Annotated in this window: 13 protein-coding genes and 1 other annotated feature; all 13 genes read right to left on the minus strand. The window is 38.7% G+C overall.

Features of this window, described 5'->3' with window-relative positions:
- Positions 1 to 38 precede the first annotated feature (38 nt).
- Positions 39 to 1,046, minus strand: a complete 1,008-nt coding sequence (gene pfkA, locus HMPREF2957_RS03535; protein ID WP_004253883.1) for a 6-phosphofructokinase — start codon at positions 1,044 to 1,046, stop codon at positions 39 to 41.
- An 81-nt stretch (positions 1,047 to 1,127) separates the two neighbouring features.
- The gene (locus HMPREF2957_RS03540; protein WP_070677555.1) at positions 1,128 to 4,232 is read right to left on the minus strand and encodes a DNA polymerase III subunit alpha; all 3,105 of its coding nucleotides are present in this window, start codon (positions 4,230 to 4,232) and stop codon (positions 1,128 to 1,130) included.
- Between the two features lie 157 nt (positions 4,233 to 4,389).
- Positions 4,390 to 4,824 carry a hypothetical protein gene (locus HMPREF2957_RS03545; RefSeq protein WP_070677557.1) on the minus strand — a complete coding sequence of 145 codons (435 nt, stop codon included), beginning with the start codon at positions 4,822 to 4,824 and terminating at the stop codon, positions 4,390 to 4,392.
- Between the two features lie 209 nt (positions 4,825 to 5,033).
- Complete coding sequence (locus HMPREF2957_RS03550; RefSeq protein WP_004253875.1) at positions 5,034 to 5,414, minus strand: lactoylglutathione lyase; 381 nt, start codon at positions 5,412 to 5,414, stop codon at positions 5,034 to 5,036.
- A gap of 56 nt (positions 5,415 to 5,470) precedes the next feature.
- On the minus strand, positions 5,471 to 5,830 hold the full coding sequence (gene rplT / locus HMPREF2957_RS03555; protein WP_000124834.1) for a 50S ribosomal protein L20: 360 nt from the start codon (positions 5,828 to 5,830) through the stop codon (positions 5,471 to 5,473).
- Between the two features lie 49 nt (positions 5,831 to 5,879).
- Positions 5,880 to 6,080, minus strand: coding sequence for a 50S ribosomal protein L35 (gene rpmI, locus HMPREF2957_RS03560; RefSeq protein ID WP_001125942.1), 201 nt, complete (start codon positions 6,078 to 6,080; stop codon positions 5,880 to 5,882).
- A 33-nt stretch (positions 6,081 to 6,113) separates the two neighbouring features.
- Positions 6,114 to 6,644: a translation initiation factor IF-3 gene (gene infC, locus HMPREF2957_RS03565; RefSeq protein ID WP_004253871.1), complete on the minus strand. Its 531-nt coding sequence runs from the start codon at positions 6,642 to 6,644 to the stop codon at positions 6,114 to 6,116.
- A 15-nt stretch (positions 6,645 to 6,659) separates the two neighbouring features.
- Positions 6,660 to 6,790 (minus strand) — a sequence feature (ribosomal protein L20 leader region).
- Positions 6,791 to 6,878: 88 nt separating this feature from the next.
- A complete protein-coding gene (gene pgdA / locus HMPREF2957_RS03570) occupies positions 6,879 to 8,273 on the minus strand; it encodes a peptidoglycan-N-acetylglucosamine deacetylase PgdA (protein ID WP_070677559.1) in 1,395 nt (464 codons plus the stop codon).
- Positions 8,274 to 8,388: 115 nt separating this feature from the next.
- Positions 8,389 to 10,116 (minus strand): septation ring formation regulator EzrA, encoded by a 1,728-nt coding sequence (gene ezrA, locus HMPREF2957_RS03575; protein WP_070677561.1) that lies wholly within the window; start codon positions 10,114 to 10,116, stop codon positions 8,389 to 8,391.
- An 80-nt stretch (positions 10,117 to 10,196) separates the two neighbouring features.
- Complete coding sequence (gene gyrB / locus HMPREF2957_RS03580) at positions 10,197 to 12,143, minus strand: DNA topoisomerase (ATP-hydrolyzing) subunit B (RefSeq protein WP_070677562.1); 1,947 nt, start codon at positions 12,141 to 12,143, stop codon at positions 10,197 to 10,199.
- Between the two features lie 14 nt (positions 12,144 to 12,157).
- Entirely contained in the window at positions 12,158 to 12,721 is a 564-nt protein-coding gene (locus tag HMPREF2957_RS03585) for an HAD family hydrolase (protein WP_315940885.1), read from the minus strand.
- Positions 12,722 to 12,831: 110 nt separating this feature from the next.
- Entirely contained in the window at positions 12,832 to 13,380 is a 549-nt protein-coding gene (locus HMPREF2957_RS03590) for a DJ-1 family glyoxalase III (protein WP_070677564.1), read from the minus strand.
- 10 nt (positions 13,381 to 13,390) lie between these two features.
- Complete coding sequence (locus HMPREF2957_RS03595) at positions 13,391 to 14,614, minus strand: FtsW/RodA/SpoVE family cell cycle protein (protein ID WP_070677565.1); 1,224 nt, start codon at positions 14,612 to 14,614, stop codon at positions 13,391 to 13,393.
- Positions 14,615 to 14,639: the final 25 nt, after the last annotated feature.

Raw genomic sequence — 14,639 nt, forward strand, 5'->3', positions numbered from 1 at the left:
ACCTTTAATGGTCATTTTACCAGATTAGTTAAAGTTGATTATGACAAGCTCTTGTTCAAGTCAGAAAGTTCAAGATCAGCTTTATGAGGGTTGTTAACGACAATTTTACCATCAGCTGTTAGGCTAAACAAAGCTCCTTCTTCTGCTGTTCCAAGAATTGGATTTTCAACCATTTTCTCGTTACGAATACCGACAGCGACACCACCGATTCCTTGTTTAAGGAGTTTAACAGCGTGTGCTCCCATACGAGATGCCAATACACGGTCACGAGCAGTTGGTGAACCACCACGTTGGATGTGACCAAGTTCTGTAACACGAAGGTCACTTGTATCGCCAGCTTCTTTTAGTTTTTGACCAAATTCAGCTGCTGACATGACACCTTCTGCCAAAACGATAATATTGTGTTTTTTACCGTGTTCATATCCAGCTTTGATGCTTGCTACGATATCTTCAAATTTGAAACCTTCTTCAGGGATGATGATTTCGTCAGCACCAGTTGCAATACCTGCCCAAAGAGCGATATCACCAGCGTTACGTCCCATTACTTCAACGACGAAAGTACGACGGTGACTTGACGATGTATCACGAATCTTATCGATCGCATCCATAGCAGTTGTTACTGCAGTGTCAAATCCGATTGTAAAGTCTGTACCTACGATATCGTTATCAATTGTTCCTGGAAGTCCGATAGCAGGGAATCCATGCTCAGTCAAGCGCATAGCTCCATGATAAGAACCGTCACCACCGATAACTACGACACCTTCGATACCGTGTTTTTTCAATTGCTCAATCCCTTTAAGTTGACCTTCGAGTTTTGCAAACTCAGGGTAACGAGCAGAGTGAAGGAAAGTACCACCACGTGAAATGATGTCTCCTACTGAAGCAGCATCAAGTGGATAAATTTCACCAGCAACCATACCAGCATATCCATCATAGATACCAAAAACTTCCATTCCTTCTGAGATTGCTTGACGAACAACTGCACGAATGGCAGCATTCATACCAGGGGCATCTCCACCACTAGTCAAAACAGCAATACGTTTCATTTGGTTTTGCTCCTTTTTCTTTTAACATTCTAACTGATTATACCATATTTAAAGTTAAAATTCTTTTATTTTCATTGATTTTTAACGATAAATCGTTTTCATGACAATCTGTTTTAAAGATTCTTGTAAGCCAGCGTCTTTTGCAACTAAATAACCAGGCAAAAGAACATTTTTTTGTTCATTTTCATAACGAATGACAACAGGAATTTGTCCCTTGTACTGATCTAAAATATGATAAATTTCAGAATCGTGGTCATGATTGGGAACTTGAATCCAAAAACGCTCACTCACTGCCTCTTTTAAATTATTTAAAACTAATTGAAGACGTCCGTCCCTAGCTTGAACTTTCCCATTTAGGTAATAGAAACTTCCTTCGTGCAAGAGATTTTTAAATTGGCGGTACTGTTCAGAAAAAACAGTGACCTCCAGACTTGTTTTACTATCGGTAACTTTCAAAAAGGCCATGTTTTCACCTTTTTTAGTTCGAATCACTCGGATATACTGAATTTCAACGAGCACTGTAGCTGTTGTCTGTCCCTCGGAAAGCTCAGATAAACTCACAATAGGATACAAAGGATTCTTCGCTAAAACCAGCAATGGGTGTTGGCTGATGCCAACTCCTAACCATTCCTGCTCTTTTTGGAATTTTTCAATATTTGAAAAATCCTCTGTATCTGTCCAACTATAGCTAGAATCCGCAAAGAGGCTACCTAATTCTTCTACAAAGATAAATAGAGTTGGTAGATTGGTTAAGATTTTTTGACGATTTTTATCAAATCCATCAAAAAGACCTACTTCCACTAAAGGGGTTAAGAGGCTAATCTTTTGATAATTTTTGGGTAATCGTGTGATAAAATCTTCAACACTGCTAAATGGACGATGCTCGATAATCCAGTAGGCAAAATCACGAGGCATTCCCTTAATACTCTTAAGTCCTAGATGAATTGTCTTATCTGCTAGTTTATCTTGATATGGAACCGTATTGATAGAAAGCGGAGCTAATTCAAAGCCCATTTCAAGCGCATCTAGGATATAATCCCCGCTGGCATAATTGAGCATGACCTGATAGAAGATTGCTGGAAAATGTGTTTTAAAGTAGGCAAGCTGAAAGGCTAAGGCAGCATATGCATAAGCGTGCGAACGGTTAAAACCATAACCGGCAAATTTTTCCATTACGGCAAAAACTTCTTGAGCCTGTTTTTGTCCATGCCCTTTTTCGAGAGCGCCTTGAATAAAACTCTCCTCCATTCGATGCATCTCAGCCGCATTCTTTTTCCCCATAGCACGACGCAAGATATCGGCTTTTCCAAGACTGAAACCTGCATAGCGTTGAGCTACTTGCATCACCTGTTCTTGGTAGAGCATGATGCCATAGGTCGGAGCTAAGATATCTTCTAGCACAGTGTCCAGAACCGTAACCTTTTCTTTACCATGTTTTCTGGCAACAAAGTTATCTATATAGTCGCTCGCACCTGGTCGGTTCAAGGAAGTCGTCGCCACTACTTCTTCAAAATTTTGTGGTTTCACTCGTTTCAATAAGCGTATGGCTCCAGGTTGTTCAAACTGAAAGATTCCCTTGGTCTTACCTGCAGCAAAGAGGGCTAAGGTTGCCTTATCTTCAAGATCAATATCCTCAATTCTTAGTGAAATACCTTGAGTTTCATATAAGAGCTCCTGCATTTTTTGAGCGAAGGTTAAGTTTCGTAGGCCCAAGAAATCCATCTTGAGCAAGCCATTTCCTTCAACTCCATGCGCATCATATTGGGTAATCAGCATATCCTCGCCATACTTGAGAGGGATATAATCTGTTAGATTTTTATCACTGATAACGACTCCAGCTGCATGGATAGAAGTCTGTCGTGGATATCCTTCAATCTTTTTAGCAATAGAAAAGGCCTTTTGGTACTCAATCTTACTTTGAATGAGTTGTCTAAAACCAAGATTTCCTTCATAGGCTGTCGTTAGAGTATCTTTAGAACCTATTTTTTTTGTAATAGCTGTCAACTCATACTCAGGGACACCATAACGTTTGAAGATATCTCGGATGGCTTGCTTGGCTCCAAAGGTCGAGTAAGTGACAATCTGCGCAGCGTGGATACTACCATAACGGTCACGAACATAACGAATAAACTCAGGGCGATAGATATCTGGAATATCAATATCGATATCTGGCATGGTGTAGCGTTCACGATTTAAGAAGCGCTCAAAGATAAGATTTTTAGCTACAGGATCAATTCCAGTGATATCTAAAGCGTAGGCCACTAAACTTCCAACTGCGGATCCGCGTCCCATCCCCATATAATAACCTTGAGAACGACCAAAACGTAAGAGGTCCCAGACAACCAAGAAATAGTCATCGAATCCCATATCATGAATCACAGATAGTTCTTCTTCTAAACGTACCTGATAAACTGAATCTAGTAAACCTTTCTCTTCCAAGCCCTTGATAGCTCTTTCCCGAAGTTCCTCAACAGCAGGTCTTTCTGGATTGAAACGTGGAAGCTTGAGACTACTATCAATCTCGTAGGAAGTATCCTTGACCAATCTTGCAAGATTATCCAGTGCGATTGGAAACTTCTCTAGAAAAAACTGTTCAAGACGTTCAGCAGGCAAAAACAAGCCCTGTTGAGATTGAACATCAACCTCTCTCAAGGTCACGTTCTCTTTAATCGCTTTAAGCATCTGTAGAGCTTCTAAATCCTCAGACTCGAAAGAGTTAACACGATAAAGAGGGAGAATGGGGTGAGAAAAATTCGATTGAGGTGTATCTGGATACACTCCGATATAGTAGTCATGCCCCAAGTCCAAGGAATCAATTTCAGGATAGTAAGGAACAATAACACAAATATCTTCAAGGTAGGAATAGAAATCAGCCCATTCTTTTTTACCTGTCATCTTTAAAGACGACAACTTCATCAGGTTTTGATAACCTCGGTTTGACAAGGCTAGAAAACGTAGATTAAGCACTTCTTCTTTATAATGAACTGTCATCCCAAGGCCTAATAAAGGCTGAATTCCTTGTTTCTGGCATTCTTTGATGAAATAATAGGCTCCATAGAGATTGTCTTCATCCATGATTCCAAGTGATGAATAGCCATATTCCTTCCCAAGGCTGACATATCTCTTGATTGAAACCATACTCTCCATGAAACTATAGACAGTTTTCGTATCCAGTTGGGCAATCATTCTTTCTCACCTCCCTTTTTCTTTTTCTATTATACCATTTTAAAAAATAGAAACACAATTTCTTTCTAATCATTAAACTAAAAAACCACAGCCTTAAAGGCTATGGTTTTATGATATGAAATAAGTTCGAAGAAGAGTTGCGCCTAGCTTTTTTAACTTAGTTACTTGTATCTTTCGTTAAAAATATTCCGATTAAAACTAGAACTAGTGAGAGATAAGGAAAGACCCTAAACATCTCCCAATCTGGGTCGAATGCCAAAAGTCCTGAGAGCAAATAAAATCCTGCACTCGCATACAAGAAATTTCTATTTACTTTCTTAATTCCTATCCGAGTTAAAAAAGTTGCTATAACGTAAGCAATTAAATTAGGACCTAGAAAAATCAAGAATACAATTCCCCATGGAGCAGTAAATAAAGCAAGAGTTATAAATAGAAGTATATAGGCAAGTGCTAAATAAAATGAGAAAGATAGAAGAGTCGAAGCTTTCTTGACTGCTTTTGGACCATTCTTCATATCTTCAACTAAATTATCCTCTACAATTAGTTTATCTTCTTCTTTGTTTAGCTCTACATTTGGATTTTGGTCTGACATTTTTTTCTCCCACTAATTTGTTTAATTATTTTTATTATATCCCAATTTGTCACATTAAGCTAGATAGAAAAAGCCATCTATATTAGTCTCAGATAAACGCTAACATTTATCTGAAAAGAACTAACATAAATGACCTACACTGCTCTCTATCAAATTTTTCTAAGTCAGGTGAAATTGTCTCGCTCAATTTGATAAATGAGGAGTTTTTATTATTTTTCACGAATCACTTCTACCTTGTATCCATCTGGATCTTTGACAAAGTAATAGTTTGGTTGTGTTCCTGGAAGTCCATTTGGATTTGTCACTTCGTAACCCTTGTCGCTATGTTCTTTATGAAGAGCCTCAAGGTCAGGTGTGCTTAGAGCGATGTGAGCAAAACCGTCACCTACAACATAAGGTCCATGATCATAGTTGTAAGTCAACTCCAATTCATAATCATCACCATCAAGACCTAGATAAACAATGGTAAAAGCGTGTTCTGGGAAGTCTAGACGACGCAATTCCTTAAATCCAAAAGCATCTTGATAAAAAGCAATTGATTTTTCAAGATTTTCTACTCGCAAGCAAGTATGTAACATTTTTGAAGCCATCTTTTCTCCTTTGTTTAAAAAAGACTGGAACAAACTTGCACCAGTCTTATGAATAATTATTTACCAAGTTTTGCTTTTGCTGCATCTGCAAGAGCTGTGAAAGCTGCTGCATCGTTAACAGCCAAGTCAGCAAGCATTTTACGGTTTACTTCGATCTCAGCCAATTTCAAACCATGCATCAATTGTGAGTATGAAAGTCCGTTCATACGAGCTGCCGCATTGATACGTGTGATCCACAATTTGCGGAAGTCACGTTTCTTTTGACGACGGTCACGGTATGCATAGTAGTAAGAGTTCATTACTTGTTCTTTTGCAGTACGGAACAAGATGTGTTTAGCTCCATAGTAACCTTTTGCTAATTTTAAAATACGTTTACGACGTTTGCGTGATACAACGCCACCTTTAACACGTGCCATTTATATTTCCTCCAATATTTCCTAGAATTGTTAACTTACAAATACGCGATTATTTCAAGCGAGTAAGCATTGCTTTGATACGTTTGAAATCTCCTGAATGCACCATAGATGCTTTACGAAGATGACGACGTTGTTTCTTAGTTTTTCCGTGGAAACGGTGAGAAGTGTAAGCACGGAAACGTTTGAGTCCACCAGAACCTGTACGTTTGAAACGTTTAGCTGATGCGCGGTGTGTTTTTTGTTTTGGCATGATATTTTCTCCTTTTTTTAACTTTCTGACAGATTATTTCTTGTCAGTTGCTGGGGCCAACTGCATGAACATTTGACGACCATCCATTTTAGCACGTTGTTCGATGATAGCAATATCTTGAGTTGCTTCAGCGAAATCGGCTAAAACTTTTGCTCCAATCTCTTTATGGGTAATCATACGACCCTTAAAGCGAATGGAAACCTTCACTTTGTTCCCTTTTTCAAGGAACTTGCGAGCACTGCGAAGTTTCGTATCGAAATCACCCTTATCAATAACTGGGCTCAATCGAACTTCTTTCACGGTCACAACGCTTTGTTTTTTGCGTTGTTCTTTTTGTTTCTTCTGGTACTCAAATTTGAACTTACCGTAATCCATAATTTTCGCAACAGGAGGTTTAGCTTGAGGTTGAATGAGAACCAAGTCCACATTAGCGTCGTCCGCAAGTGCTTGCGCTTCACCAAGTGGTTTGATACCCAATTGTTCGCCCTCAAGACCGATTAAGCGAACTTCACGTACACGAATTTCATCATTGATGAATAAGTCTTGCTTTGCTATGGTTTTCACCTCTTTTTTTATTTTAGAGAAAAACAAGAGCGGACTTGCTAACGCAAATCCGCTCTACATGATTATAGTTCATTTCTGAAACTTGATCTGTAGGGGCCAGACAACGTTAGTCGCAAGGCGAGAAGTTCTCACTTCTGCTTTTCTCATCTTGTATATGATATCAAGTTTTTCCCTACTTGTCAAGATAAAAATAATCTTTTTTAATTTTTTTCTAATATTTGAATTTAATTTCAACTATTGGTTTCGAGAATAGTATATCTCATGTGGTTTTTCACGATTCCCTAGTAATTCAGAGACTGTAACAAAGCTATACCCTTGTCCCTGCAGATACTCAATAACTTTTGGTAGTGAATTTACTGACGTCTGGTGAATATCATGCATCAATATAATAGAACCATCAGTCGTCTGACGTTGAATTTCTGTTAAAATAGCAGCTTCGTTTTTACTCTTCCAGTCTAAGCTATCGACATCCCACATAATAAAGCTCAAATCGAGACTATTACGGATATCATCTGAGATGGCACCGTATGGTGGGCGCATCAATTTTGAACTCTTTCCGAGAACACTAGTGATTGCTGATTCTGTATCCGTAATTTGTTTCTTAGCATCTTCTAATGAGAGTTGTGTTAAAACTGGATGGTTCCAACTATGGTTTCCAACTTCGTGCCCTTCAGCCTGCATACGTTTGAGGATAGCTTCATTACCTGCAATATTTTTTCCTTGTACAAAGAAGGTTGCCTTGATTTTGTACTTAGCTAAGATGTCCAAGGCTTGTGGTGTTGTATTACCATCAGGACCATCATCAAAGGTAAGAGCTACCACTTTTTTATGTTTTTCCGCTTGAACTTTCTTATAAAGTTCAGCATCTTTCTCTGTTAGATAGGATGTTTGAATATAATCAAAGAAATCTGAAATAGGCATTGCTATTTCTTCTATATTAGTCATTGCTTTGACTGGATATAGAACCAATTGACTATCTTTGTAAGCAAACTTCCAGCTTGACAATTCTGCAGCTGAGAAATCAGCTGAAACTTGGTCAACAATTGATTGCTCTATTTTTTTATCTTGGAGAGCTGACTTAACACCCTCAAGGATTTTTTCTTTAGCTGTGGATGGGTCTGTAAAGAGTTGATCCATGGTAAAGATAGAGCCATCCTCTTTCAGATACAGCTGGTCTAAAGTAGTATTTTCTAATTCAACGACATTAGAATTTGCTAAGTCATAGGCCTGTTTTTTTATCAAACGATTTTCAACCCCAGTTAAAGTGGAATCCCCTTTTTCTGAGTAATAAAAAATCAACTGTTCTTTACCTTCTACTTTGTCAGTGATGTCTTTTACGATGATATCTTTGACAGAGGAAATAAGGCTGTCTCCTACTAGTGGATAATAGGTGATAATTTCAGATTTTTCTTTGCGGAAATGCTCTTTTTGACTTCCTTGGGAGTAGGCGTCATCTTTTTCCTTCTTGAGACTCTCAATCTTCTGTTCAAAGGCTTGCTTGTTCAACACTTTATAGGTAATCACACTACCGAGTGCTAACATTGTTAGAAACAAAAGCAAGACAAGAGTGCCAAGCTTTTTATTATTTTTCTTCTTTACTTTATTCTGGGGTAATCTCTTTTTTGTCATAGTCTTATCATATCAAATATGAACTATAATTTCAATGAAAACATGGCAGGGAAAGATTTAAAATAAGTAAAGAAAAGTAAAAGAACCCTAGAAAAATCTAGGATTCTTTTATAAATTAGAAACGAATACTTTCTCTTGTTTTTTCATAAGAAGTAACGAATCGATTGGTAACACCAGGCTCAGCAACTTCTAATGCTTGAGAGATTTTTTCGAAAGATGCTTGGTAATCAAATGTTGTTTCAAAGATATTCAAAGCTTCTTGGAAAGCTTGTTGAATACGATCATCAAATGATCTGTAACGGTTCGAATATTGAAGCAATTGTTCTGTCAATGTTGCATTTTGAACGATACTGTATGTTTCTTCTTCTAACATATTCATATCATTTGTCGCAATCTCAAGGATAAGATTCACAGATTCGATATTCACTTGCGCTTGTTCCAACTCAGCCATCAAGTCTTCTGTACTGTGGCTTGCATCAAAGAAGAGCTTCAAGAATTTTTGTGGAATTCCTGGAAGATTTCTCTTCTCCATGTAGCGTTTAATCGTATGCAGACGGTTGACATATACATTTGCTTTTTGACGAGCATTGATGTCATCTTTTTCAATTTGAACGAGACGCTCACTAACACCGATTTGGTCATCTTCAATATCTTTTAATGTAGATTGGAGATTTTCCAAACGTTCTTGTAAGACAGAATATGCTTCTGAAACTTCTGACTCTGCATTATTCATTTCTTCAACAGTAGCATTCAAGGCTGAGATATCAGCTTGAAGACGACGAACTCGATTCACATCGCTTTCTGAAATCAAATAGGTTTTCCCAAGACGTTCGATATCTTTAACCAGTACCTGATTATTTTCTTTCAAGTGTTTAAGATAGGTAGGAAGGGTAGTTACCAATTTCTCAAAAGCTTTATGTGCTTTAATTTCACGTGTGAAAATATCATAAAGTGCATTGATTTCTTCCTGGATTTGAGTGTTTTCATACTCTGCATTATCCAACTCCAATGTACGGATATTTTCGTGATTATTCTTCAAGGCTTCATAGAGTAGTTGAAGACGAGATTCGATATCAGTTTCTACAAAATGGTAGTTTTCATCTAAAAGCTTGCGGTAACCTGCTTCTAAATCTTCAAGTTGTTCTGGCAATTCAGTAGTAAGCTTAGTGACAATCGCTGGAATTCTTTCAACGATATGTGTCAAAGCTAAAATATGATTTTCAGCGTTATCTAAAATGCCTGCTGCTTCAACCGGATCTCCCGATGAATTCAAGGTTACAAATTGAGAAAACTCAGATTGGATGTTCTCCAATTGTTTTTCAATTTCTGGAAGAGCTTGACCATATTTTTCAGGATCTTCAGCTACAGTGTTTTGTAGTTTCTCAAATAAATCTAGGGCATGCAGAACACGTCCACTATTTTTTGACTCTTGTTTTTCCAACTCAGACAAGGCATTACGAATTGCTGCAATATCTTCTTCAACAAGTTGGATTTGACTTTCAATTTGATCAATCTGGTGCTTAGCTTTCAAGAAACGGAATGAGTTATTGTATCCTTCAGCTTCAAAGAGGTTATTCTCGATATCTGCAAAAGAGTTAAGAGACAAATCTACCCATTTTTGGTTCCATTCTCTAAAAGCAATCTGACTTTGACCGATCAGATGCATGTTTTTTACAACCTCTACCTCATCATTAACAGGAAGGTTATATAGTTCTTCTTTTTTTTCTTCTAAAGCTGCAAGCCTACTCTCATTTCGTTTACGTAGCAAAATTGCTACTGTAAAAGAAATAAGAAGCAGGACTGCAATTCCAATCAAAGTAATAATCAACTGATTATTTGACATATCAAACTCCTTTTATACATGACACAATTGTAATGATTATATCATATTTTTCAAACCTTGGGAACTATTTCCTAATATTTTTATACGTCAAGAGTACTGTAAACAGCATTTTCTTCGATAAATTCTCGACGTGGTTCTACTCGATCACCCATGAGCATATCAAAAACCTTATCTGCTTCTGCAGCGTCATCTACTGATACACGAGCCATGAGACGATGTTCAGGATTCATCGTAGTTTCCCAAAGTTGGTGGTCATCCATCTCTCCAAGACCTTTATAACGTTGAATGGTTGGTTTAGAACGACCTTCGCTGTAGCGAGCCAGGGCTTCTTGTAGGCGGATTTCTTGGTCTGCGCCAGGTTGAATATATTCTTTAATCTCACTACCAACTTTGACACCGTAAATTGGTGGTTGAGCGATATAAACATAACCAGCCTCTAGAACGGGTTTCATATAACGATAAATCAGAGTTAACAAGAGAGTGCGAATATGGGCTCCATCGACATCAGCATCTGTCATGATAACCAGTTTTTGATAGCGAGCTTTGCTAACATCGAACTCAGCGCCAAATCCTGTTCCCATAGCTGTGAAAAGACTACGAATCTCCTCATTAGCTAAAATCTTATCCATGCTCGCTTTTTCAACGTTAAGGATTTTACCACGAATTGGTAAGATGGCTTGGAACTCACGATTGCGTCCTGATTTTGCAGAACCTCCTGCAGAGTCTCCTTCGACGATGAAAAGTTCAGTTTCAGCTGGATTGTTTGATGAACAGTCCGCTAATTTTCCTGGAAGATTTGAAATTTCTAAACCAGATTTCTTACGTGTAACTTCACGCGCACGCTTGGCAGCAACACGCGCTTTGGCAGCCAAAATCCCTTTTTCGACGATTCGCTTAGCAATCTGTGGATTTTCCAAAAGGAAGTCAGAAAATGCATCGCTGAAGAGGCGATTGGTAATCTTCACAACTTCACTATTTCCAAGTTTGGTCTTAGTTTGCCCTTCAAACTGAGGGTTTGGATGCTTCACAGAGATAACAGCAGTCAATCCTTCACGGACATCCTCACCTGTAAGGTTATCCTCGTTATCTTTTAGGAGTTTGTTCTTGCGAGCATAGTCGTTAATGACACGAGTCAAGGCTGTGCGGAAACCTTGCTCATGTGTTCCACCTTCATGGGTATGAATATTGTTAGCGAAACTCATGACATTCTCGTGGTAACCCGTTGTGTACTGCATCGCGACTTCCACTGTAATATCATCCATTTCACCATCTGTGTAGATTGGTGTATCAAAGATAACATCCTTGTTTTCGTTGATGTACTCAACGTAGCTCGCAATCCCGCCTTCGTAGTGATAATGCTTAGTTTGTTCAAGTCCTTCACGTTTGTCAGTGATAGAGATTTGAAGCCCGCGGTTCAAAAAGGCTAGCTCTTGAATACGTTTATTTAATTTATCAAAATCAAATGTCGTTGTCTCAGTAAAAATTTCTGGGTCTGGAGTAAAGTGAACGATTGTCCCTGTTTTATCCGTATCCCCGATCACCTCAAGGTCTGCAACAACATGACCACGACGGTATTCTTGGTAATGAATCTTTCCATTTTTATGAACACGAACATCCAACTGAGTAGAAAGAGCATTTACAACAGATGAACCTACACCATGGAGTCCACCAGATACCTTATATCCGCCACCGCCGAATTTACCTCCGGCGTGAAGAACTGTGAAGACTGTTTCAACTGCAGGACGACCTGTTTTTTCTTGGATATCAACAGGGATACCACGCCCATCGTCGATAACTGTAATGGAATCATCAGGTTCAATAAAGACCTCGATATGACTAGCAAATCCTGCCAAGGCCTCATCGATAGAATTATCTACAATTTCCCAGACTAGGTGGTGAAGACCCTCTTTCGAAGTTGAACCGATGTACATCCCTGGACGCATACGAACAGCTTCCAGACCTTCCAAAACTTGAATTTGACTGGCATCATAATCTTGTGCCTGTTGGTTTTTAATATCTTCTGTCATTTTTCCCCTTTTTCTTACATGTCTATTGCTTGTTTTAAGGACACAATATCCTCAAAGAGATAGGCATCTAAGCCTGCAGCATGTCCTGCTTCTACATCAATGGCACGGTCACCAATGACTAGACCTGACGTTATATGATACTTATCACGTAAATAAATCATCGATTCAGGATCAGGCTTGCGTTTAAAACCTGAACTAGCCGTCACTACTTCTGTAAAGTAAGGAGCTATCTCAGTTTTTGCTAAAATCTCCAATACCTGATCGTTTCGATGAGAAACCAAGAAATTACGGCCACCTTGGTTTGATATTTCTTCCAAGAGTGCCGGAATCCCATCAAATAAAACTGGGTGTTCAAGCTCACGGGCTTCATTTTCCTTATATTTCTCAAGAAAGTTTTCAATACCTGGAGCATACTTTTCGATAGCAAAGGCAGTCGATATCTTCAAAGCCTCGTAAACACTATCGTGTTCCTGCTCAATCCCGAACTCTGCTAATGTTTCTACAAAAGCTGCTGTAGAAGTTTCATAATTATCAAGCAGGGTTCCACCTAAATCCCAGATGTAATCGTGATATTTCATACCCTTCATTATACCATTTTTTATAAAAAAAAGCGATGTTTACCTTGGTTTTTGCCATTAAAAAAGAGAAGAATCTTCTCCATCAAGAAAGATTCTCCTCCGTTTGTTCATTATTTTTCAAATAGGTCTGTGTAGAGCATGCCATTTCTTAGAGACTCAGCATCTCCGCCCAGTGTTTCAACCAAGTAGTAAGCAAAGACTAAAGCTGTTGCTGGTCCACGGCTCGTAATGATATTTCCATCCACTACGACTGTTTCTTTGTGGTAGTGACCGCCAGCAATTTGTTCTTGGACTCTATCATAGCAGGTGAAGTTTCTTCCTTCTAGGAGACCAGCTCGATTCAAAGCAATTGGAGCAGCACAGATGGCTGCCACCTTTTTACCGATTTTCTCAAATTTTTGAAGTTCAGTGATTAATTGTTCATTGTCCCGCAAGTGGGCAGCGCCAGGCATACCTCCTGGAAGGACAATCATGTCATACTCTGATAAATCACCATCAAACACTCGATCAGCCTGAACTTGAATGGCATGTGAACCTGTCACTTTATCTTCAAATCCTACCATATGGCAGGTGATATTTGCGCGGCGCATGACGTCTACGACCGTCAAGGCTTCAATTTCTTCAAAACCATTTGCTAGGATAACTGCAACTTTAGGCATAGCGACCTCCTTATTTCACTTTTTTCAATACAACTTTTTTACGTTTGAATCTTGTTCGACCACTCTTTTCATCAGCCAAATGGGTTTGGTAGCTCATCGATAACAGCAAACCGACACCAATTAGATTACTGATAATAGCTGATCCCCCTTGGGAAATAAAGGGCAAAGGAATCCCTGTCAGAGGAAGAAGACCAGTAACCGCACCAATATTTTCAAAGATATGGAACAAGAGCATCATGATAAATCCAGTTGAGATGTAGGTATAAAATTGATTATTGGATTTTAGGGTAATCTTTAACATGCGATAGATGAGCAGTAGATAGAGTGCAACCACTACAACTGAACCAATAAATCCAAAATCTTCCGCAATTACTGTGAAAATCATATCACTCTCGCGGACTGGAATAAGGAGATTAGACACATTAAAGCCTTGACCAAAAATTCCACCGCTACCAATCGCAATTTGACCCTGCGCCTGTTGATAGGTAGTCGTTTGGGCATAATCAAAGGGATTGAGCCAAGCTAGGATACGATTTATCTGATAAGTTGGCATCCCAATCTGATGCATAAAGGCACGCCCGTCTTTTGTGATAAAGATTGCTAGGAATCCTGCAATCGCCGATACAACTGCTACAAAAATTGGAATAATAATCTTCCAAGAAACACCAGACAATAAGACAAGTCCTGCAAAGATTGCGACAAAAACCATAGCTGTACCAAGGTCACTTTGCAAGGCTAGCAAAACCATAACTGGCATCGTGAAAACAATCATCCACAAAATTAATAAAAAATCTAAACCAATCGTTCGTTCTTTGTCTTTATGTTTCTTGGTAAAGGTTACGATAACGTATGCCAGCATCAAAATATAGGATATCTTCATGAATTCGGAGGGTTGAAAAAGTGTATAACCACCGATTGACACCCAGTTTTTCGCACCAGTTGCAGCTACTAAACTCGGCTTGTAGAAGACTAAAGGCAAGACCATCAAGGCTAGACCGAGTCCATATAAATAAGGCGTGGACTGCCAGAGAAATTTTGTGTTAAAAAACATGACTATGAAGCTAAAAACAATCCCTAGCGATATCCAAGCCAGTTGTTGTCCAAGTATGGACCAAACATTGTTTGGGTAGTCATGACTAACTGCTATATAAATAGCTACAACTCCAATCACCAACAAACAAAATACTGGTAATATTAAACTATAATCGACCCTAGAGTCGAGAGAACGTTTCATAAAAGGCCTCCTTCATTCTTTCAGG

Origin of the sequence: Streptococcus sp. HMSC062D07 (genome assembly GCF_001814215.1) — a bacterium.
GTDB lineage: Bacteria > Bacillota > Bacilli > Lactobacillales > Streptococcaceae > Streptococcus > Streptococcus infantis_I.